Source organism: Streptomyces thermoalcalitolerans, assembly GCF_039525155.1.
Taxonomy (GTDB): domain Bacteria; phylum Actinomycetota; class Actinomycetes; order Streptomycetales; family Streptomycetaceae; genus Streptomyces; species Streptomyces thermovulgaris.
Genome location: NZ_BAAAHG010000012.1, coordinates 1 through 21,178, shown reverse-complemented (window position 1 = coordinate 21,178; position 21,178 = coordinate 1). Strand labels below are relative to the sequence as shown.

Annotated in this window: 19 protein-coding genes and 1 pseudogene; 7 read left to right on the top strand and 13 right to left on the bottom strand. The window is 71.6% G+C overall.

The features are described from left to right. The first annotated feature begins 654 nt into the window (after positions 1-654). Positions 655-1,092 carry a cell division protein SepF gene (locus ABD224_RS09870; RefSeq protein ID WP_344049022.1) on the top strand — a complete coding sequence of 146 codons (438 nt, stop codon included), beginning with the start codon at positions 655-657 and terminating at the stop codon, positions 1,090-1,092. 36 nt (positions 1,093-1,128) lie between these two features. Here the strand turns inward: ABD224_RS09870 and ABD224_RS09865 are convergent, their stop codons facing one another. Next, positions 1,129-2,301 carry an acyl-CoA dehydrogenase family protein gene (locus ABD224_RS09865; RefSeq protein WP_344049021.1) on the bottom strand — a complete coding sequence of 391 codons (1,173 nt, stop codon included), beginning with the start codon at positions 2,299-2,301 and terminating at the stop codon, positions 1,129-1,131. A 232-nt stretch (positions 2,302-2,533) separates the two neighbouring features. Continuing rightward, positions 2,534-4,132 (bottom strand): MFS transporter, encoded by a 1,599-nt coding sequence (locus ABD224_RS09860; RefSeq protein WP_344049020.1) that lies wholly within the window; start codon positions 4,130-4,132, stop codon positions 2,534-2,536. A 257-nt stretch (positions 4,133-4,389) separates the two neighbouring features. Here ABD224_RS09860 and ABD224_RS09855 point away from each other — a divergent pair, with 257 nt between their 5' ends. Then, positions 4,390-5,622: a hypothetical protein gene (locus ABD224_RS09855; RefSeq protein WP_344049019.1), complete on the top strand. Its 1,233-nt coding sequence runs from the start codon at positions 4,390-4,392 to the stop codon at positions 5,620-5,622. 241 nt (positions 5,623-5,863) lie between these two features. Beyond that, a complete protein-coding gene (locus ABD224_RS09850; protein ID WP_344049018.1) occupies positions 5,864-6,895 on the top strand; it encodes a phosphatase PAP2 family protein in 1,032 nt (343 codons plus the stop codon). A 37-nt stretch (positions 6,896-6,932) separates the two neighbouring features. Here the strand turns inward: ABD224_RS09850 and ABD224_RS09845 are convergent, their stop codons facing one another. Then, the gene (locus ABD224_RS09845; protein ID WP_344049017.1) at positions 6,933-7,148 is read right to left on the bottom strand and encodes an I78 family peptidase inhibitor; all 216 of its coding nucleotides are present in this window, start codon (positions 7,146-7,148) and stop codon (positions 6,933-6,935) included. Between the two features lie 432 nt (positions 7,149-7,580). Here ABD224_RS09845 and ctaD point away from each other — a divergent pair, with 432 nt between their 5' ends. Continuing rightward, entirely contained in the window at positions 7,581-9,269 is a 1,689-nt protein-coding gene (gene ctaD / locus ABD224_RS09840; RefSeq protein WP_344049016.1) for an aa3-type cytochrome oxidase subunit I, read from the top strand. Positions 9,270-9,520: 251 nt separating this feature from the next. Here the strand turns inward: ctaD and ABD224_RS09835 are convergent, their stop codons facing one another. Further along, positions 9,521-10,243: a LysM peptidoglycan-binding domain-containing protein gene (locus ABD224_RS09835; RefSeq protein WP_344049015.1), complete on the bottom strand. Its 723-nt coding sequence runs from the start codon at positions 10,241-10,243 to the stop codon at positions 9,521-9,523. A gap of 542 nt (positions 10,244-10,785) precedes the next feature. Between ABD224_RS09835 and ABD224_RS09830 the strand changes: the two genes are divergently transcribed. Together ABD224_RS09830 and ABD224_RS09825 are read left to right on the top strand one after the other, a co-directional pair. Beyond that, positions 10,786-11,619 carry a hypothetical protein gene (locus ABD224_RS09830; protein ID WP_344049014.1) on the top strand — a complete coding sequence of 278 codons (834 nt, stop codon included), beginning with the start codon at positions 10,786-10,788 and terminating at the stop codon, positions 11,617-11,619. Between the two features lie 83 nt (positions 11,620-11,702). After that, on the top strand, positions 11,703-12,107 hold the full coding sequence (locus ABD224_RS09825) for a hypothetical protein (protein ID WP_344049013.1): 405 nt from the start codon (positions 11,703-11,705) through the stop codon (positions 12,105-12,107). Between the two features lie 78 nt (positions 12,108-12,185). Here ABD224_RS09825 and der read toward each other — a convergent pair whose 3' ends face one another. The 5 genes from der to aroH form a co-directional block, all read right to left on the bottom strand. Then, on the bottom strand, positions 12,186-13,670 hold the full coding sequence (der, locus tag ABD224_RS09820; RefSeq protein WP_344049012.1) for a ribosome biogenesis GTPase Der: 1,485 nt from the start codon (positions 13,668-13,670) through the stop codon (positions 12,186-12,188). A gap of 64 nt (positions 13,671-13,734) precedes the next feature. Beyond that, positions 13,735-14,442, bottom strand: a complete 708-nt coding sequence (locus ABD224_RS09815; protein WP_344049011.1) for a lysophospholipid acyltransferase family protein — start codon at positions 14,440-14,442, stop codon at positions 13,735-13,737. After that, entirely contained in the window at positions 14,439-15,134 is a 696-nt protein-coding gene (cmk, locus tag ABD224_RS09810; RefSeq protein ID WP_344049010.1) for a (d)CMP kinase, read from the bottom strand. Before cmk ends, ABD224_RS09815 begins: the two co-directional genes overlap by 4 nt. Before the next feature lie 107 nt (positions 15,135-15,241). Continuing rightward, positions 15,242-16,327, bottom strand: coding sequence for a prephenate dehydrogenase (locus ABD224_RS09805; RefSeq protein ID WP_344049009.1), 1,086 nt, complete (start codon positions 16,325-16,327; stop codon positions 15,242-15,244). Continuing rightward, complete coding sequence (gene aroH / locus ABD224_RS09800; protein WP_344049008.1) at positions 16,324-16,686, bottom strand: chorismate mutase; 363 nt, start codon at positions 16,684-16,686, stop codon at positions 16,324-16,326. Before aroH ends, ABD224_RS09805 begins: the two co-directional genes overlap by 4 nt. 296 nt (positions 16,687-16,982) lie before the next feature. Here aroH and ABD224_RS09795 point away from each other — a divergent pair, with 296 nt between their 5' ends. Continuing rightward, positions 16,983-17,690, top strand: a complete 708-nt coding sequence (locus ABD224_RS09795; protein WP_344049007.1) for a nucleotidyltransferase domain-containing protein — start codon at positions 16,983-16,985, stop codon at positions 17,688-17,690. 98 nt (positions 17,691-17,788) lie between these two features. Here the strand turns inward: ABD224_RS09795 and ABD224_RS09790 are convergent, their stop codons facing one another. The 4 genes and pseudogenes from ABD224_RS09790 to ABD224_RS09775 all read right to left on the bottom strand — a co-directional run. Then, positions 17,789-18,826, bottom strand: coding sequence for a pseudouridine synthase (locus ABD224_RS09790; RefSeq protein WP_344049006.1), 1,038 nt, complete (start codon positions 18,824-18,826; stop codon positions 17,789-17,791). A 12-nt stretch (positions 18,827-18,838) separates the two neighbouring features. Next, a complete protein-coding gene (gene scpB / locus ABD224_RS09785; RefSeq protein WP_344049005.1) occupies positions 18,839-19,474 on the bottom strand; it encodes an SMC-Scp complex subunit ScpB in 636 nt (211 codons plus the stop codon). Continuing rightward, complete coding sequence (locus tag ABD224_RS09780) at positions 19,471-20,745, bottom strand: segregation and condensation protein A (protein ID WP_344049004.1); 1,275 nt, start codon at positions 20,743-20,745, stop codon at positions 19,471-19,473. The genes scpB and ABD224_RS09780 overlap by 4 nt, the downstream gene beginning before the upstream one ends. Before the next feature lie 103 nt (positions 20,746-20,848). Further along, a pseudogene (locus ABD224_RS09775) lies at positions 20,849-21,178 on the bottom strand (hypothetical protein); the annotation flags it as partial.

Genomic DNA, 21,178 nt, shown 5'->3' with positions numbered 1-21,178 from the left:
CGTGAGGCGCAGTCAGCAGCCGGACGTCCGGGTCCCGAACATGCCGTGCTCCTGACAAGCGCTGTGGGGGAGTATTCGGCCGAACGACCGGTCGGCACAAGGGCACCTTTCAGTCGCGCGACTGTGTGCGATTCGCGTGGGCGGTGTGTGGCCGCCGTGAATCGACGCCTGGTCAGCGGCCGGGAAAGGACCGTCCCGTCCGGATCGGCCGGGGACGAGTGCGGCCATGTCGCCGCCGGCCGTCCGGTCCCCGGGATGTCCGGAACTCGCCCTTCCGGTAACAAGTGCTTTCTGCCATGGACGGCCGAGTCATGAACGGGCGAGTCATGGACGGGCGAGCGTCCGTCAGCGGCGGTTGTCCCCCTGGGGGCGTACGGGGTGAAGCCGTCGCCTCGCTTCGCCCCCTTCGTTCACCCGTACGCACCGCGCATCACCCGTGTGCACGCGCACATTGGGGGACAATCATATTTCACTCCCCGTCAGCCCCCGTTCCACGCATCGCCCTTGGGGCACACGGGCTCTCGACGGATTCGCCGTGCACCAGTACCGTCACAAACCCCCCGCGCGGCGCCTATTCACTTGGCGTGTTGTCAGCATCATGGATGACCATAGGGATGCGGAAAGGAAGAATGACCGCTGTGAGAGGAGGCGTCCATGGGATCGGTACGCAAGGCGAGTGCGTGGCTCGGCCTCGTCGACGACAACGATGACGAGCGCTACTACGACGACGACTACTCCGAGGGCCCCGACTCCGAGGACGCCTGGGTCACCGATCCCCGGGTGAAGGTGGCCACGGACACGGCCGAGGAAAAGGGCCGCCGGATCGGCACGGTGACACCGGACAGCTTCCGGGACGCCCGCACCATCGGCGAGCTGTTCCGCGAGGGTGTGCCCGTCATCATGAACCTCACGTCCATGGAGCCCGCCGACGCCAAGCGCGTGGTCGACTTCGCGGCCGGGCTGGTCTTCGGTCTGCGCGGTTCCATCGACCGCGTCTCCACCCGCGTCTTCCTCCTCTCCCCCGCCGACACCGAGATCGTCAGCGGAGCCCCGGCGGCGCACCGGTCGGACGGGTTCTTCAACCAGAGCTGAGGCAGGGCCGCACACCGGCCCCGCCCCGTCCCGGCCTCACCGGAAGGCGTCGAGTCCGGTGAGCGCCTTGCCCAGCACGAGCTGGTGCATCTCGACGGTTCCCTCATAGGTGAGTACCGATTCCAGATTGGTCGCGTGCCGCATCACGGGGTATTCGAGGGAAATTCCGTTCGCCCCGAGAATGGTGCGCGCCGTACGGCAGATCTCGATCGCCTCCCGCACGTTGTTGAGCTTGCCGAAGCTGACCTGCTCAGGACGCAGGCGGCCGGCGTCCATGCGCCGCCCCAGATGGTGGGCGAGCAGAATCCCCTTGTGCAGTTCGACCGCCATGTCGGCGAGTTTGGCCTGGGTGAGCTGAAAGGCACCGATGGGCTTGCCGAACTGCTCACGTGACGTCGCATAGTCGAGAGCGGCCTCGAAGCTGGAGCGGGCCGCGCCCATGGCGCCCCAGACGATGCCGTAGCGGGCGTGGGACAGACAGGTGAGCGGGCCGCGCAGTCCGGTGACCTCCGGCAGCACGGCATCGGCCGGCAGCCGCACGTCGTCGAGGACGAGCTCGCTGGTGACGGAGGCGCGCAAGGACCACTTGTGCTTGATCTCGGGGGCCGAGAAGCCCGGGGTGTCCGTGGGGACGACGAAGCCGCGGATGCCGTCCTCGGTCTGCGCCCAGACGATGGCGACACCGGCCACGGAACCATTGGTGATCCACATCTTGCGGCCGTTCAGCACCCAGTCGGTGCCGTCGCGCTTGGCACGGGTGCGCATGGAGGCGGGGTCGGAGCCGTGGTCGGGCTCGGTCAGCCCGAAGCAGCCGATCACCTCGCCGGCGGCCATCCGGGGCAGCCACTCCTGCTTCTGCTCCTCGCTGCCGAAGCGGTGGATCGCGTACATGGCGAGGGAGCCCTGCACCGAGACCAGGGAGCGGATGCCGGAATCGGCTGCCTCCAGTTCCAGGCAGACCAGCCCGTACTGGACGGCGGTGGCACCGGCGCAGCCGTAGCCGCTGAGCGACATCCCGAGGGCGCCGAGGGAGCCCAGCTCACGGGTCAGCTCCCGGATGACGGGCAGCTCGCCCTTCTCGTACCACTCGGCGACATGGGGCAGGACACGGTCGGCGGCCCAGTTCCGCACGGTGTCGCGGACGGCCAGGTCCTCCGGGGCCAGCAGATCGTCGATCCCGAGGGGATCGGCGGGGTCGAACGAGGACATGGGCACCTCCGACTGGGTTCCACTGGATTCCGACGGGAACGGCCGGCACCGCCGGCTCACGACTCCGGCCCGACGCTACGACGCGGTACGGCCCACGTCCAGCGCCCCCTCCGCGCGCTTCTTCGCATCCCTCGCATCTCCCGCATCTCCCTCGTCTTCCGCGTCCCCCGTCCCGTCGGCGGCCTCCCCGGGAACCCCAGGGGCCGTGTGCGAGCGGGAAGAAGGACCGCGGTCATGCCGAGACATGGGACTGCTCGGGCTTGCGCTGCGCGGGCAGTCCGGCCGGCGCCGTCTCGCAGTGCATCGTGCGCGGCAGCCGCAGGGCCATCACCGCCCCCAGCAGCAACAGACCCGCGCTCACCAGCAGCGTCACATGCAGCCCGTGCACGAAGGAATCCCGCGCCGCCCGCCGCAGGGCCTCCCCCGCGCTTCCGCCCAGCTGCGCGGCGACCCCGTACGCCTCCCCCAGCGAGTGCGACGCCGCCTTCGACGCCGACGCCGGCACGCCCGGCACATGCGCGACCCCCGGTGCGTACGCCGCGTTCATGACCGTGCCGAGCAGCGCGATGCCCATCCCGGCGCCCAGCTGGTACGACGTCTCGCCGATCGCCGCGGCTCCTCCCGCCTGCTCCGGCGGCGCCTCGCTCAGCATCGACTCGTACGCCCCGAACAGCGTGGTCTCCAGACCGAACCCGAGCAGCACGAAGCCGAACAGCAGCAGCCCGGGGTTGTCCTGCGCGCCCATCCCGGTCAGCACCACCACCGCGCCGGCGGTCAGACAGAACCCGGCGGACACCATCCGCCGCGGCCCGAACCCGCGCAGCATCCTCGCCCCGGCCAGTCCGGCCGCCATCGCGGCGAACGTCAGCGGCAGCAGCCGCAGCCCCGTCTGCAACGGCGACAGCTCCAGCACCAGTTGCAGATACTGCGCCGCGATCAGCTCAAGACCGACCAGCGCCAGCATGGCCAGCACAATGCAGCCCACCGACGTACTGAACGCCGGCCATGCGAACATCCTCAGGTCCACCAGCGGATGCGCCCGCCGCCGCTGCCGCCGTACGAACACCACCAGCAGTGCCGTACCGGCCGCCAGCGACACCACGGTGAGCAGGCTCAGCACCTCCCCGTCGCCGAACCGCTTCACGCCCAGCACCACACCGAACAGCCCGGCCGCGGCCAGCATCGCGCCGGCCACGTCCCAGGGGCCGTTGCCGTCACCGGTCGACTCGGGCAGCAGCAGCCGGCCCACCGGCAGACTCACCAGCATCAGCGGAATGTTGACGAGGAAGACCGACCCCCACCAGAAGTGCTCCAGCAGAAAGCCGCCCAGCAGCGGCCCGATCGCCGCGCCCACCGCGGCGACCGCGCTCCAGACGCCGATGGCCAGCGCTCTTTCACGGCGGTCGGGGAACACCTGCCGCAACAGGGACAGCGTGGCCGGCATGATCATGGCGCCGCCGACGCCGAGCAGCGCCCGCGCGAGGATCAGCACCTGGGGATTGGGGGCGAAGGCCGCCAGGGCGGAGGCGACGCCGAACAGGGCGTACCCCAGCAGCAGGATCCGTCTGCGGCCCACCCGGTCGCCCAGCGTGCCGAAGAGGATCAGCAGCGAAGCGCAGACAAGGGGGTAACTGTCGACGATCCAGAGCAGTTCGATGGCGCCAGGCCGGAGGTCCTTGGTGACCGCGGGCACCGCCACATGCAGCACGGTCGCGTCGACCGCGACCAGGAGCAGGCTGGTGCACAGAACGGTCAGGACGACCCAGCGGTTGGCACCGGTTCCGGCTGCCCGACGGCGCGGCCGAGCGGCGGCCGCGGTCGTCCCGGACATGTATGTACCTCCCAGATGTGCCCTCGTGACCGGCGGGTCCGCGGGACGGGGACTCCCGCAGCTCGGTCGGAGAGGAGCGGTGGTCTCCGACCCGCGCAACGGTTTGACGAGTGACTCGCAGCGTACGCGAGTCCATGCGAGTGACGCATGACCACCCTCTCGAAGCGCACCGCCCTCTCGTGTGTCATGCGCCACTTCTCCCCCGTCGGCGCGCTTCGCCGGCCCGCCTGCTTTCGTGTGCGCTCGATAATCGGCCGGTGATCGATCCTGTGACGCGCATGGCGCCGGCTCTTCCCGGAGTCCTGCGCCGGGCCGCGCCGGCGCTCCTCGGGTACGCGGCCGTCCGCACGCTGGGCCTTCTTGTCCTGGTGCTGTGGAGCGCCGCGCACGACAAGAGCGCGTACACCCTGCTGACCGCCCGCTGGGACGCCCTCTGGTACGCCGGGATAGCCGAACGGGGCTACGGCCACGAGGTGCGTCTGCCGAACGGGGACGTCCACTCCGATCTCGCCTTCTTCCCGCTGCTGCCGTGGCTGGAGCGGGTGCTCGCCTCGGTGGGTCCGCTGTCGTACGCCGACGCCGGCTTCGTGGTGAGCCTGGTGGCCTCGCTCGCCGCGGCCTGGGGGATCTTCGCGGTGGCCGACCATGTGTACGGCCGGCGGGAGGAGGGCCTGGCGCACTCCTGGGAGGAGGAGCGGGCGCGGCCCTGGCCCCGGAGAGACGCCGGCGGCGGCCGGGTGGGCGTCTGGGCGGTGCTGCTGTGGGCGGTGCTGCCGGTCGGGATCGTGCAGTCGATGGCGTACAGCGAGTCGCTGTTCACGGCGCTCGCCGCCTGGACGCTGTACGCCGTGCTGACCGGCCGCTGGGTGACGGCGGGTGTCCTGGCTTCCCTGGCGGGGCTGACCCGTCCGGTGGGGCTCGCGCTGGTCGCGGCGGTGTGGGGGGCGGCGCTCGTCTCGTTCCCGCGCGACCGGGGTGCGCCGCCGGCGGACGGCGCACGCCGGGTGCTCGCCCTCCTGCTCGCCCCGCTCGGCACCGCCGGTTACGTCCTGTGGGTCGGCCACCGCACCGGCAGGGGCCCTCTCGGCTATCTGGACGTCCAGGCCGGCTGGCGCAACGGCTTCGACGGCGGGTACGCCTTCGCCCGCTTCGCCGTCGGCAAGCTGACGTCGTTTCCGTCGGCCCTGGCCGGGCTCGGGCTGATCATCGGGGTCGCCGCGGTGCTGGGGCTGTACGCCGTCGGCGTGCGGCAGCGGCAGCCGCTCGTCCTGCTGGTGTACTCCGGTGTCGTCACCGCGCTCGCCCTCGGTGCGTCGAGCTACTTCGGCTCCAAGCCGCGTCTGCTGCTGCCCGCCTTCCCGTTGCTGCTGCCGTTCGCCCTGGCCCTCGCCCGGTCGCGTCCCGCCCGGTCGGCGCTGGTGGTGGGTGGTGTCGCGGTGGCCTCGGCGCTGTACGGAGCGTCCTGGCTGAACGGGTCCGGCCCCCCGTGACCGGACCCGGACGGCACGGGGGACGGGACGCCGAATTCCACCGGGGCGTTCGTACGGCGCATTCATAAACGCGGCATAAGCATCCGACTGAATGATCGGAGGGAAATACAGGCGAGCACCGCCCGGGATTACGGAATTCACGGTGAACAAAGCCTCGTTGAGAGCAATCCCACATCACATCGTCATCACAAATCCCGTGCTGCGTCCGGGTTCTGCGCTCACTCCCTGTAACGTCGATCAGGTGCGTACCGAAGGAACCCTCACCCGCCTGGACCGGCTGTTCGCCCGGCTGGACCGTGAGCCGCAACGGCCGGCGCACATCGACGTGCCGCGGATGAGCCGTCACCGGTTCGTGCTCTTCTCGGCGACCCTGGCCTTCTACCTGGCCATCGTCTGGGCCGTGGTGACCACCTCGTGGCTGGTCCGGCTCGACTGGCGGATCATGTTCTTCCGTCCGTACCAGCAGTGGCCGGAGGTCCACGCGTTCCTCGACTACTACGTGGTGCTGGGCCAGCGCGGCCCCACCGCGGTGATGGTCGCCGCCTGGCTGGGCTGGCGTTCGTGGCGGCAGCACATGCTGCGTCCGCTGCTCGTCCTCGCCGTCTCGCTGCTGCTGCTGAATGTCACGGTCGGCGCCGCGAAGATCGGCATGGGTCGCCTCGGACCCCACTACGCCACCGTCATCGGCTCCAACGAGATGGGCCTGGGCGGCGACATATTTCCCAGCGGCCACACCGCCAACGCCGTGGTGACCTGGGGCATCCTGGCCTATCTCGCCTCCACCCCGACGGCGCGCCGCTGGCTGTCGGCGCTGTCCGCGGTGACCGCGCTCGGCGTCGGTCTCACCACGGTCTACCTGGGGACGCACTGGCTGAGCGATGTGCTCCTCGGCTGGGCCGCGGGGCTGCTGATCCTCCTGGCGCTGCCGTGGTTCGAGCCGCTGATCGCGAGGACCGAGACCGCCCTGTTCGACCTGCGCGACCGCCGGCGCGCCCGTCGTGGCCGCCGGGCACCGGTGCCCGCACCGGCCGCCGCTCCCGTCGGTGCGCCCGAGGTGCTCGCACCGCGTCCGTCCGTCCCGGGGGAGGCTCCGGTGCACCGCGAGACGGTCGGTGCCGGCCGTGCCTCCCGGGCGGCCCATCTCGCCCCGGGCCGTCACACGGCCCGTCCGGAACGCACACCGGTCGCCCCGGCCGGCAGCCGCCGGCCACCGCACTCCGACCGGCACGTACGCGGTACGGCCCCGGCGTCCCGTCCGCTGACCGGCAGGTGACGGCGGGACCGCCGCCGGGCCGGGGTCCCGCGGCGGTTCAGCCCTTCCAGGCGCGGCTCACACGGCCGTCCTTGACCTCGAAGTTCATCCGGCCGACCCGGTACTCCATGGTGATGATCGTGCCGGGCGGCAGTGACCGCACCGTGCTCCAGCCCCGTGCGCGTGCGAGCCGTTCGGCCTGCCCGGCCTCGAGGCCGATGTAGCGGTCCGGACTGTCCTGGGGCTCCGTCGGCGGAGTGGGAATCGGTGCCATACCGCCACGCTAGGCCCTGACCCGCGGTGGGGGAAGCCCGCCTCGGCACATGGGTCGCACCGGTCTCATCCGCCTCGGCTGTCACACTTCTGTCACAGTGACATGACCGTGAATCGCCCCCTGCTCCCTCACACATACGGGCGATTCCGATCACCTTCCGCATTCCTCCGACCGCAATTCCGGTGCCCCGTCCGGCACCTGAAAAGGCCGGGAAAATGCCCGGGAGAAGCCTCCCGGCCCCGCCCGGCCGCCCTCGTATTCCGCGCCCGGACCGACTTGCGGAAGCCGGCGCCGCATAGGAAATTCACCCTTGCGGCACAGAATCCCCGTATCCCCTGTCGCGGCGCGCGGTCGCGCGCGCATCATGGCAGGAGCCCCGGCGGCCGGCCGCGGACCGCGGCGGACCCGTGCGCGAGGAGCGGAGGGCGAGCGATGGGGACCCAGACCGTAGCGGCACAGCGGCCGGTGTCCGGCGGACGGCTCGGCAGGCTGGTGGTCGACTGGCTGACGACCACCGACCACAAGAAGATCGGCCATCTCTACCTGATCACGTCGTTCGTGTTCTTTCTGATCGGCGGGGTGACGGCGCTGCTGATGCGGGCCGAGCTCGCCCGCCCCGGGCTGCAGCTCCTGACCGGCCAGCAGTTCAACCAGCTGTTCACCCTGCATGGCACGATCATGCTGCTGCTGTTCGCGACTCCCACCTTCGCGGGCTTCGCCAATGAGCTGATGCCGCTGCAGATCGGCTCCCCGGACGTCGCCTTCCCCCGGCTGAACATGCTGTCGTACTGGCTCTTCCTGTTCGGCGGGCTGATCGTGCTCGGCTCGTTGCTCGTGCCCGACGGACCGGCGGCCTTCGGCTGGTTCGCCTACGCCCCGCTCAACGACGCGGTGCACTCCCCCGGCCTCGGCCCGGATCTGTGGATCATGGGGCTCACGCTGGCCGGCTTCGGGACGATCCTCGGCGCGGTCAACTTCCTGGCCACGATCATCGGTATGCGCGCCCCCGGGATGACGATGTTCCGGATGCCGATCTTCACCTGGAACACGCTGTTCACCTCGATCCTGGTCCTGATGGCGTTCCCGGTGCTGGCGGCGGCGCTGCTGGTGCTGGAGGCGGACCGCAGGCTCGGCTCGCAGGTCTTCCAGTCGGCGAACGGCGGGGCACTGCTGTGGCAGCACCTGTTCTGGTTCTTCGGTCACCCGGAGGTGTACATCATCGCGCTGCCGTTCTTCGGGATCATCACCGAGATCATCCCGGTGTTCTCCCGCAAGCCGGTCTTCGGCTATCTGACGCTGGTCGGCGCGACCATGGCGATCACCGGTCTGTCGGTGGTGGTGTGGGCGCACCACATGTTCGCCACCGGCGCGGTGCTGCTGCCCTTCTTCTCCTTCATGAGCTTCCTGATCGCCGTGCCGACCGGGGTGAAGTTCTTCAACTGGACCGGCACGATGATCAAGGGGTCGCTGTCCTTCGAGACACCGATGCTGTGGGCGACCGGCTTCCTGGTGTCGTTCCTGTTCGGCGGTCTGACCGGGGTGATCCTCGCCTCGCCGCCGCTGGACTTCCATGTCACGGACAGCTATTTCGTGGTGGCCCACTTCCACTACGTGGTCTTCGGCACGGTCGTCTTCGCGATGTTCGCCGGCTTCTACTTCTGGTGGCCGAAGTGGACCGGCAGGATGCTCGACGAGCGTCTGGGCAAGATCCACTTCTGGACGCTGTTCGTCGGCTTCCACCTCACCTTCCTGGTGCACCACTGGCTGGGCGCGGAGGGCATGCCCCGGCGGTACGCCGACTATCTCGCCTCCGACGGCTTCACCGCCCTGAACACCCTGTCGACGATCGGCTCGTTCCTGCTCGGTGTGTCGACGCTGCCGTTCCTCTACAACGTGTGGAGGACCGCCCGGCACGGTCACAAGGTCGAAGCCGACGACCCCTGGGGCTACGGCCGTTCCCTGGAGTGGGCGACCTCCTGCCCGCCGCCCCGGCACAACTTCGTCGCCCTGCCCCGGATCCGCTCGGAGTCCCCGGCCTTCGATCTGCACCACCCCGAGTACGCCGGCCAGGCTCCGCAGCCCGAGCCGAAACGGCATCAGGCCGGCCGCGAGCCGTCCTGATCGCCGGCCTCCGGGACCCCGCGGACGGCGGGGTCCGCCCGGCCGCCTCGGCCGGCAACACCGGCAGCGGGTCCGACGGCCCGTGTGGCGCATGCCCGCATGGGGCCTCCCGAAGACGTGGGCGGCGGGGACGGGCGGGTGCGGCGCGCACCGCGGAGCGTGCGGCGGCGGCGCGCGGTGCCCGTCACGGACGGGTCCCGTCCGGCCGGGGACCGGACGGGACCCGGTGCTCCGGGCAGGAGGGGAGCGGCTCAGAGCACGAGGCGCTGCCCGGGCACGATCAGGTCGGGATCATCGCCGATGACGGACCTGTTGGCGGCGTACAGCCGCTGCCAGGTGGTCCCGTACCGGGCGGCGATGCCGCTCAGCGTGTCGCCCGCGCGGACGGTGTAGCTGCCGCGGGAGGCACCGCGATGAGCACGGCCCGTCCCGCGTGCCGGTGCCCTCGACGGCCGCTGCGACGACGCTGCCTGTGTCTTCCTGGTCTTCTGTGCAACGGACCCCCCTGTCTTGGCCGGCTTGGCCGGCTTGCCGGACTTGTGCGTCGACCCGGCCCCCACCGAGCCCGATCCGATCCTCGGCGCGCTGCCGACGGCCCCCGCCCGGACCGAGCAGACCGGCCACGCGCCCCAGCCCTGGGCCCGCTGGACCCTGGTGGCGATCTCGATCTGCTGGGCCCTGGTGGCCCGGTCGGCGGTGGGCGCGTAGGCCGTGCCGCCGTAGGCGCGCCAGGTGCCGGCGGCGAACTGCAACCCCCCGTAGTAGCCGTTGCCGGTGTTGATGTGCCAGTTGCCGCCGCTCTCGCACTGGGCAATGCGGTCCCACACTCCGCCGTCCGCTGCGTGAGCGTTGCCGGTCACGGCCGCCAGCCCGAGCGGCACGAGCAGCGCCGCTCCGGCGAAAGCCGCCGTCGTCCGCGTCCTGCGGACGTTGTCGTGCGTGGTGTCGTGGCTCTTATCGGCACATTCGGACATGTGAATCCCTCTCGAAGGACCCGGGACCCCCCAAGGCGAGGCGTGCCCGCCGCGCATGGACGCGGCCGGCGCACCCGCCCCGTCCGCCGGAAGAGGCCGAGCCGAGTGGTGCCGGTTCGGCTCGGTCGGCGGACGCACCCGAGCGGTGCTCGTTGCACACGGCCGAGGAATGTAAGGAGCGGGCAGCTCCCGGAGCAACCAACTTCCTGTTCGAGCAGGCCAGTTGATGGTTACCAGAGGTAACGGCTTTTTTCGGACACCCACTTCATTTACTTATTTCACGATTTATCAACCATGCGCGCGAGCGATCTGTGACCCACTTCACCTGATCAAGCCCCTTGATTTTTCAGGGTGTTGACGATGAGTGCCGGATTCCGGGCTTGAGGTGACCCTGCGCGCAGGACGGTTCGATTCCGTTCGGCGGAGGGCGTGACTCCCACCACAGATCGCCCGTTGTCTTCTTCATGAGCCGGGGGCCCTCCCGGTTCATGGGCCGGGAGCTCCCGGCCCCGCCATGCACCCGCACCCCGAGGGAGCCAATCGTGCCGCGCATGCTCGACGTCAGCGACGCCGTACGCGCCGAGATCGGCGACGAAGAAGCCGACCGGCTGCTCACCGGAGAGAACGCCCCGGCCCGTTACGACTGCACGTCCTGCCGCACCCCGGGCGACTGCGAACAGGAGCGCACCAGCACCGTCCTGTTCGTCGGGGAGGAGACCGCCGTCCTCGCCTTCGCCCACGCCACCTGCCTGCCCTCGCAGGTCGTCCAGGTCACCGAGGAGCAGCTGCGCGGCGCGGCTCGCTCCATCGGCGCCGACGCGGGCGCCATGGGCAGGGTGCCCGCACAGGTCCCGCCGCAGCAGACCGCGCCCGGGCAGGCCGTGCCCCCAAGGGCCGTGCCGGAGCAGGCCGTGCTCGGGGTGACCAGCGGACTCGTCCTCATCGCCGACGAGTTGCACCCCGCCCTGGTCGTCGAGCCGACCGCGCCCATCGTGCGCCCGGGCTCACTGAGCACCCATGACGAGTTCCTGCCCCTGCTCATCGAACAGGGCTTCCTGCCGGTGACCGAGATCTCCTCCGTGCCGCCCGTGCTGCACGGCTGGTCGGTGCTGCTCGCCATGGGCCGGCTGCACGCCGTGCTCCAGCCCGGCGCGGGCGGCGGTGGACCGGTGGCCTGGTGGCAGGCCCACCAGCCGCTCCAGGTCACCGACGGCTGGCGGACGGCGGCCAACAAGCACCAGCAGGTCGTGATGTTCGCGGCGCCGGTCGGCTCCATCGGCCGCCAGCCGCGCGAGGACCTGCTGCGGGAGGCGCTGGACAAGGCGGCGGCCGGCGGACGGCTGGTCGGCGCGGCGCTGCCGCTCGCCGGGACCTGAGCGCCGGACGCCTCCGGACAGGCGGGAGTTCACCGACGGGCTCCGGGCCGCATCCCTTCCGGCCCGGGGTCGTTTGGACATACGTGCACGCATATGACGTTCCCCGCCAGTCCTACCCACCGCTCCCTTCGCCGGGCTCCCGATCGCGCTCGTCGGACCGGGAGCTCTCCCCGGCGCGGCCGGCCCAGGCCCCTCACGGCGGCCCCTCGGCCACGCCGATCTACGACGCGCTCTACACCGAGTACGTCAATTCCTTCAGGACGCTGCCGGGCGACCGCAGCGGTGAGGAGAATCTGGGCTTCGTCGCGTTCGGGAACCTCCCGCGCGACACGGGCTCGAGCACGTACAGCGCCTCCAGTACGAGCGCCTACAGCACCGGTCGGCAGCAGGCGCAGTGGCAGCGCGTCGGGACGATCGGCCGGCAGAACACCGGACCCCGGCATGCGCCGGCGGCGCTGCCCCCGGGCCCGCGCCGGGGCGGCGTCTGACACGCCGGGCGCACGCAGGGGCGGCCTCCTGAGTCAGGAGGCCGCCCCTGCGCCCCGGTTGCTTCTTCCTGCTTCTTCTTACTTCTTCTTCCCGCCGCGCCTTTCGCGGACCCGCACCGAGATCTGGATCGGGGTCCCCTCGAAGCCGAACTCCTCACGCAACCGGCGCTCGATGAAGCGCCGGTAGCCCGCCTCGATGAAGCCGGTGGCGAAGAGCACGAACCGCGGCGGCTTGGTGCCGGCCTGGGTGCCGAACAGGATGCGCGGCTGCTTGCCGCCCCGGACCGGGTGCGGATGGGCGGAGACGAGCTCGCCGAGGAAGGCGTTGAGGCGGCCGGTCGGCACCCGGGTCTCCCAGCCGGCCAGCGCCGTCTCGATCGCCGGGACCAGCTTCTCCACATGCCGCCCGGTGCGTGCCGAGATGTTCACGCGCGGGGCCCAGGAGAGCTGCGCGAGGTCGGTCTCGATCTCCCGCTCCAGGTAGTAGCGACGCTCCTCGTCGAGGGTGTCCCACTTGTTGTAGGCGATGACGAGTGCGCGGCCCGCCTCGACGGCCATGGTGACGATCCGCTGGTCCTGCACCGAGATGCTCTGCGAGGCGTCGATCAGGACGATGGCGACCTCGGCCTTCTCCAGGGCGGCCGCGGTGCGCAGCGAGGCGTAGTAGTCGGCTCCCTGCTGGAGGTGGACACGCTTGCGGATGCCGGCGGTGTCGATGAACTTCCAGGTCTTGCCGCCCAGTTCGATCAGCTCGTCGACCGGGTCGCGGGTGGTGCCCGCCAGTTTGTCGACGACGACGCGCTCCTCGCCGGCCATCTTGTTCAGCAGCGAGGACTTGCCGACGTTCGGCCGGCCGATCAGCGCGACCCGGCGCGGCCCGCCGATGCCGGTCCCGGCGAAGGTCTCGCGCGGCGCCTCGGGCAGCACCTCCAGGACACGGTCCAGCAGGTCGCCGGTGCCGCGGCCGTGCAGCGCCGAGACCGGGTACGGCTCGCCGAGACCCAGGGACCACAGATACGCCGCGTCGGCCTCGCCGCTCGGGCCGTCGACCTTGTTGGCGCACAGCACCACCGGTTTGCCCGCCTTGCGCAGCAGCCGTACGACCGCCTCGTCGGTGTCGGTGGCACCGACCTTGGCGTCGACGACGAGAACGACCGCGTCGGCGGCCTCGATGGCGTACTCGGCCTGGGCGGCGACGGAGGCGTCGATGCCGAGGACGTCCTGCTCCCAGCCACCGGTGTCGACGACCTTGAAGCGGCGGCCCGACCACTCGGCCTCGTAGGTCACACGGTCGCGGGTCACCCCCGGGGTGTCCTCGACGACCGCCTCGCGACGGCCGATGATGCGGTTGACCAGGGTCGACTTGCCGACATTGGGGCGGCCGACGACGGCGACCACGGGCAGCGGGCCATGTCCCGCCGCCTCGATGGCGCCCTCGACGTCCTCCAGGTCGAAGCCCTCGTCCGCGGCGAGCTCCATGAACTCCGCGTACTCGGCGTCGCCGAGCGCCCCGTGATCGTGCTCGCGCTCGGCCGAGCCGCCGGGCTGGCTGTGGTCGTTCATGAAGTCCCGTACCTCGTCGTTCCTCGTGGTGATCGGTGGCATCCCGCCGGTTCGCGGTGATCCACTACTCAAGTGTGGCCGAACGCCCGGTCAGGCGTCTGGCGTTTTCCAGGTGGGCGGTGAGCCGTTTCTGGATGTATGCGGTCGCCTCGTCGAGAGCCTGCCGCGTACGCCGCCCGGTCCCGCCCGCACCGAGGCCCTGCATCCCCTCGGCGGCCTCGAACGGGTCGCCGAAGACGACGTCGACGCGGGAGCGCAACGGAGGCAGCCCCTTTATCAACCGTCCGCGCCGCTCGGAACTTCCCAGCACCGCGACCGGCACGACCGGCGCCCCGCTGCGGACCGCGAAGTAGGCGAGCCCGGCGCGCAGGGAGGCGAAGTCGCCCTCGCCGCGGGTGCCCTCGGGGAAGATGCCGAGGACGCCGCCGCGCTCCAGGACCCCCAGGGCGCGGACGACCGCCGTGCGGTCGACGGCGTGGCGGTCCACCTTCAGCTGGCCGATACCGGTCAGGAAGGGGTCCAGCGGTCCGACGAACGCCTCCTTCTTGATCAGGAAGTGCACCGGCCGGGGCGCGACGCCCATGACCATCGGGCCGTCGATGTTGTGCGTGTGGTTGACGGCGAGAATCGCCGGACCGGACGCGGGCACCTTCCAGGCACCGAGCACACGCGGGCGCCACAGGCCGTACATCACCCCGGCACCGATCCGCCGGCCGATGCCGGCACCGCGCTCGGACGGAAGGCCCGCCGTGCGCTGTGACGGACGGCTCACTTCGCGGCCCGCTTTTCCTCGATGAGGGTGATGACGCACTCGACGACCTGCGCCAGCGTCAGGTCGGTGGTGTCCACCTCGATCGCGTCCTCGGCCTTGGCCAGCGGCGAGGTCTTGCGGCTGGAGTCGGCGGCATCCCGCTTGATCAGGGCCTCACGGGTGGCCTCCACGTCCACGCCCTTCAGCTCGCCGCTGCGGCGGGCGGCACGGGCCTCCGGGGAGGCGGTGAGGAAGATCTTCACATCGGCGTCCGGCAGCACGGTGGTGCCGATGTCCCGGCCCTCGACGACGATGCCGTTCTTGGCGGAGGCGGCCAGCGAGCGCTGCAGCTCGGTGATCCGGGCCCGCACCTCCGGTACGGCGCTGACGGCGCTGACCTTGGCGGTGATCTCCGGGGTGCGGATCGGGCCGGACACGTCCACGCCGTCGACGGTGATCGTCGGGTGGGCCGGGTCGGTGCCGGAGACGATCTCGGGCTTGCCGGCCACGGCGGCGACCGCGGAGGGGTCCTCGGTGTCGATCCCGTTGGTCACCATCCACCAGGTGATCGCCCGGTACTGGGCGCCGGTGTCCAGGTAGCTCAGACCGAGCTGCGCGGCGACGGCTTTCGACGTGCTCGACTTGCCCGTGCCGGAGGGGCCGTCAATGGCGACGATCACGGGCTGGGCGGTCCGGGCGGCGCCGTTTTCCACAGCGGGGCACCTTCCTGGTGAAGGGTGGTGGACGGGGGGTGCGGGACGCCGGTCATGGGGGCGCCCCGCACAAGGTTACTGGCTTCCCCGAGCCCCTCCGACCGAGGTCACTGGCGGATGGACCAGCCCCGTTCCCGCAGGGCCGCGGTCAGCACGGGCGCCGCCTTCGGCTCGACCATCAGCTGCACCAGGCCGGTCTGCTGCCCGGTGGCGTGCTCGATGCGCACGTCCTCGATGTTGACGCCGGCCATCCCCGCGTCCGCGAAGATGCGGGCCAGCTGACCGGGCTGGTCGTCGATGAGGACGGCGACGACCTCGTACGCGTGCGGCGCGGTCCCGTGCTTGCCGGGCACCCGCTCCTGACCGGCGTTGCCCCGCCGCAGCACGTCCTCGATGCCGGCGCTGCCCTCGCGGCGCTTGGCCTCGTCGGCGGACTCCAGGGCGCGCAGGGCCCGGACGGTCTCGTCCAGGTCGGCGGCGATCTCGGAGAGCAGGTCGGCGACCGGCCCGGGGTTGGCGGACAGGATGTCGATCCACATCCGCGGATCGGAGGCGGCGATCCGGGTCACGTCCCGGATGCCCTGGCCGCACAGCCGTACGGCCGCCTCCTCGGCGTTCTCCAGACGCGCGGCGACCATGCTGGAGACCAAGTGGGGCATGTGGGAGACGAGGGCCACGGCGCGGTCGTGGGCGTCGGCGTCCATCACGACCGGCACCGCACGGCAGTGCGAGACCAGTTCCAGGGCGAGGTTGAGGACCTCGGTGTCGGTGTCCTGGGTGGGGGTGAGCACCCAGGGGCGGCCCTCGAAGAGGTCGGCGGTCGCGGCCAGCGGGCCCGACTTCTCGCGGCCCGACATGGGGTGGGTGCCGATGTAGGCGGTCAGGTCCAGGCCGAGCGACTCCAGTTCACGGCGCGGGCCGCCCTTGACGCTGGCCACGTCCAGATAGCCGCGGGCCACGCCCCCGCGCATGGCGTCGGCGAGCACCCGGGCCACATGGGCCGGCGGGACGGCGACGACCGCGAGGTCGACGGGACCGTCCGGGGCCTTGTCCGTGCCGGCGCCAAGCGCGGCGGCCGTACGGGCCTGCTCCGGGTCGTGGTCGTCGAGGTGCACGACCACACCGCGCCGGGCGAGCGCCAGGGCGACCGAGGTGCCGATGAGGCCAGTGCCGATGACAAGAGCGGTTCTCATTGGGCGATGTCCTTGCGCAGGGCGGCCGCGGCGCCGAGGTAGACATGGTTGATCTCGGAGCGCGGCCGGTCGGACTCGATGTGTGCGAGGAGGCGGACGACCCGGGGCATGGCCCCCTCGACGTCCAGTTCCTGGGCGCAGATCAGGGGTACGTCGGTGATGCCGAGCTTGCGGGCCGCGGCGGCCGGGAAGTCGCTGTGCAGGTCGGGCGTGGCCGTGAACCAGATGCTGATCAGGTCGTCGGTGGTCAGGCCGTTCCGTTCCAGGACGGCGGTGAGCAGGGCTCCGACCTGCTCCTCCATATGTCCGGCCTCGTCCCGCTCCAGCTGGACGGCCCCCCGGACCGCTCGTACCGCCACGGCACCGCTCCTTGCTGATGTGTGCGTCGCTGATGTGTGCGTCGGCTCTCGGACCTCCAGCCTAGACAGACCGCGCGGGCCGGGCGGGCGACGCCCGCCCGCTGAGACGGCGGCAAAACGGCACGGGAGGCGGCACGGGGGACGGCACGGGGAAGAACGCCTCACGGCGCCCGGCGGCTCCGTGGCCCACGGCCGGACGTCCCACGGCCGGGCGTCCGGTCCGCCACCCGCCGAGCCGATCACGGCGGAGGGAAATTCCCTCGGCCCGGCATGAGAATCCGCGTACGCTCCCGGGCATGCAGCCCGAGGATCTGGTGCGCGATCACACCGTCTACTCCTGTGTCATGGGTTCGCGGGCCTTCGGGCTGGCGACGGACGACAGCGACACGGACCGCCGGGGTGTCTTCCTCGCCCCCACCGCCCTGTTCTGGCGCCTCGAGAAGCCCCCCACGCATGTGGACGGTCCGCTGCCCGAACAGTTCAGCTGGGAGCTGGAGCGCTTCTGCGCACTGGCGCTGCGTGCCAATCCGAACATCCTGGAGTGCCTGCACTCACCGCTGGTCGAGTACGTCGACGACACGGGCCGCGAGCTGCTCGCCCTGCGCGAGGCGTTCCTGTCCCGGCAGGTGTACGAGACCTTCACCGGCTACGCCCTCGGCCAGCGCCGCCGGCTGGAGGCCGGCCTGCGTGCGCGGGGCGTCCCGCGCTGGAAGCACGCCATGCACCTGCTGCGGCTGCTGGCCAGTGCCCGTGACCTGCTGCGCACGGGCCGGCTGACCCTCGACGTGGGCGACGAGCGCGACCGGCTGCTGTCGGTCAAGCGGGGCGAGGTCCCGTGGCCGACGGTCGAGTCCTGGATGACCCGTCTGGCGGCGCAGGCCGAGGAGGCCGCCGCCCGCTCGCCCCTTCCCGGGGAACCCGACCGCCGGCGCGTGGAGGCCTTCCTGTATCGCGTCCGCCACGCGTCGGCCTGCCGGGCGGCATCCGTCCACGCCCTCTCCTGAAGGCTCCTGAAATCCCTGAAGTCCTCTGAAGAGGGCGCCCCGGCACCGGCCCCCGCTGCCCGGTCCGGCCCGACCTGGCCTGCTGTGAGCCGAGGCTCCTAGAGGTCCACCTCCTGCATCAGCCTGCCGACCTCCGTGTTGGTCAGGCGGCGCAGCCAGCCCGACTTCTGGTCGCCGAGGGTGATGGGGCCGAAGCCGGTGCGGACGAGTTTGTCGACCGGGAAGCCGGCGGCGGCGAGCATACGGCGGACGATGTGCTTGCGGCCTTCGTGGAGGGTGACCTCGACCAGGTAGTTCTTGCCGGTCTGGGCGACGACCCGGAAGTGGTCCGCGCGCGCGTAGCCGTCCTCCAGCTGGATGCCGTCCTTGAGCTTCTTGCCCAGGTCGCGCGGGATGGGGCCGACGATGTGCGCGAGGTAGGTCTTGCGCACGCCGTACCTGGGGTGGGTCAGCCGGTGGGCCAGCTCGCCGTGGTTGGTGAGCAGGATGAGGCCCTCGGTCTCGGTGTCCAGGCGGCCGACGTGGAACAGACGCGTCTCGCGGTTGGTGACGTAGTCGCCGAGGCACGGGCGGCCCTCCGGGTCCTCCATGGTGGAGACGACCCCGGCGGGCTTGTTCAGTGCGAAGAACCGGTACGACTGCGTGGCCACCGTCAGGCCGTCGACCTTGATCTCGTCCTTCTCGGGGTCGACCCGGCGGCCCTGCTCCAGGACGATCTCGCCGTTGACCTCGACCCGCGCCTGCTCGATCAGCTCCTCGCAGGCACGGCGCGAGCCGTATCCGGCGCGGGCGAGGACCTTCTGCAGCCGCTCGCCCTCCTGCTCGGCGCCGGGGAAGGTCTTGGGCAGCTTGATCTCCTTCCGGCCGGCGTACCGCTCGCGGTTGCGCTCCTCGAGCCGCGCCTCGTACTCGCGGGAACGGGCGGGGACCGTACGGCCGCCCCGCGACTGCTGTGCCTTCTTCGGGCCACTGCCCCCACGCCCCGGCTTCGGGCCGCCCTTGGTGGCGCCGGGGCCCACGTCGTAGCGGCGCTCCTCGGGGCGGGGCCTGCGGGGGCGCCGCCCCTGCCGCTCGTCCCGCTTGTTGCCGGCTCCGCGGTAGTTGCCGCGTCCGCTGTTCCTGCCGCTGCTTCGCATCGATGTTCCGTCTTAGTCGTCCGTGGTCTGACCGCCGGGCGCGTCGGGTGCGTCCGGGTCGAACGACGGCACGCCTTCCTGGGTCTCGGCCTCGATCGCCTCCGCCTCCGGGAGGAAGGGCGCGAGCTCCGGGAGCTCGTCCAGGCTGCGCAGGCCCATCCGCTCCAGGAAGTAGTTCGTCGTCCTGTACAGGATCGCACCTGTCTCGCGTTCCGTGCCCGCCTCCTCGACCAGACCGCGCTGGAGCAGGGTGCGCATGACGCCGTCGCAGTTGACCCCGCGTACGGCCGAGACCCGGCTGCGGCTGACCGGCTGGCGGTAGGCGACCACGGCGAGGGTCTCCAGGGCGGCCTGGGTGAGGCGGGCCTGCTGGCCGTCGAGCACGAAGCTCTCGACGGCGGCGGCGTACTCGGGGCGGGTGTAGAAGCGCCAGCCGCCGGCGACGTTCCTGAGTTCGAAGCCGCGGCCCTGCACGGTGTACTCGTCGGCCAGTTCGCGCAGGGCGTCCGCGATCCGCCGCCGCGGCCGCTGGAGGATCTTCGCCAGGTGCTCCTCGGTGGCGGGCTCGTCCACGACCATGAGGACGGCCTCCAGGGCGGGCTTGAGCTCGAGGTCGGCGACGCCCTGTCCGGTGCTCTTCTCGCTCACGCCTTCTTCTCCTTCCCGGACTTCCCGGACTCCGCGGACTTCGCGGCCTCCTCGGTCTCTCCGGGCGGCCGGTCGAACTCGTCGGTCACCAGGAGCAGCGCCTCCCCGTCCCCTCCGGTCCACCGCACGACGAGCTCGCCGAAGGCCGTCTCCTGCTCCAGGGCGACGGCCTTCTCCCGGTACAGCTCGAGGAGCGCGAGGAAGCGGGCCACGACGGTGAGCGTGTCGGCGGCGTCCTCCACGAGGGTGCGGAAGCCGGCCTGGCCCAGCTCGCGCAGCCGTGCGACGACGATCCCGGCCTGCTCCTGCACGCTGACCAGCGGGGCGTGGATGTGGTCGACGTACACCTGCGGCGGGGGTTTGGGCTGCATCGCCTTGACCGCGAGCCTGGCGAAGCCCTCCGCGCCGATGCTGATGACGACGTCGGGCAGCAGTGCGGCGTGGTGCGGCTCCAGTCCGACGGTGCGCGGGTGGCGCCGGCTCTCCTCCTCCAGGCGCCGGCCGAAGAGCTCGGCGACCTGCTTGTACGCCCGGTACTGCAACAGCCGGGCGAACAGCAGGTCCCGGGCCTCCAGCAGAGCCAGGTCGGCCTCGTCCTCCACCTCGGCGGCGGGCAGCAGCCGAGCGGCCTTCAGGTCGAGCAAGGTGGCCGCCACGACCAGGAACTCGGTGGTCTCGTCCAGGTCCCAGTCCGGCCCCATCGCCCGGATGTGCGCCATGAAGTCGTCGGTGACCCGGGAGAGCGCCACCTCGGTGACATCGAGCTTGTGCTTGGAGATCAGCTGCAGCAGCAGGTCGAACGGCCCCTCGAAGTTGGCGAGCCGGACCGTGAACCCGCCGCCGTCGCCGCCCGTCCCCTCTCCGGCCTCTCCTCCGGCTTCTTCGCCGGCCTGTTCTCCGGTCTGCGACGACGGACCCGGGCGGGCCTGCGGACGGAGGTCCTCCCCGGCCTTTGCCCGGGAGCCCGCCGTGGCCTGTGAGGCATCCGCGGCCCGTGTCCCGGCACCGGCTTCCGCACGGCGTTCCGTCTCCGGCTCCGGCCGGGCCTCGGGTGCGGTCTCGGGGGACGCCGCGGTTTCCGGCGGCCGAACGGGCTCCGAGGGGGCGGCGGCCGGGCCCGTCTCCCCCGCGCTCTCGCCCTCGGTCGCCCGGGGTGCCGCCGGCCGGGGGTGCTCGGCGGGCGGCTCGGGCGGGCGTGGGGAGGCCGTTCCCGGGCCGCGGCCGAGGGGGCGCCTGCGGCGGCCGGGAACGGGTGCGTCGTTCGAGGTCATGACCGTCGCAGGCTATCGCTTACCGGCCCGCACGACCGACCCTCGCCGGTCCGTGGACCGGTCGGGCCCCGCTCCGGGGGCTGTGGACCGAGGTGGACGGAAGCTAACGGCTGCGCAGCCGGCGCACCAGGATGCTCGCGTCGCCGCGGGCCTCCAGGTCGGCCAGGACCACGGAGACCGCCTCGCGGACGATGCGGCCGCGGTCCACGGCCAGGCCGTGCTCGCCGCGCAGCACCAGGCGGGCGTGTTCCAGGTCCATGAGTTCCTCGGCGGACACATACACGGTGATCTTCTCGTCGTGCCGTTCCCGCCCACTGGGCCGGCGCGGGGTGCCGCGGGCCCGCCTGCGCGGCGGCACGACGGCAGAACCTTCCTGCGCCGCCGCACGCCGCACGGGCCGGGCCGCCGCGCTGAACCGGCTGCGGGACATGCC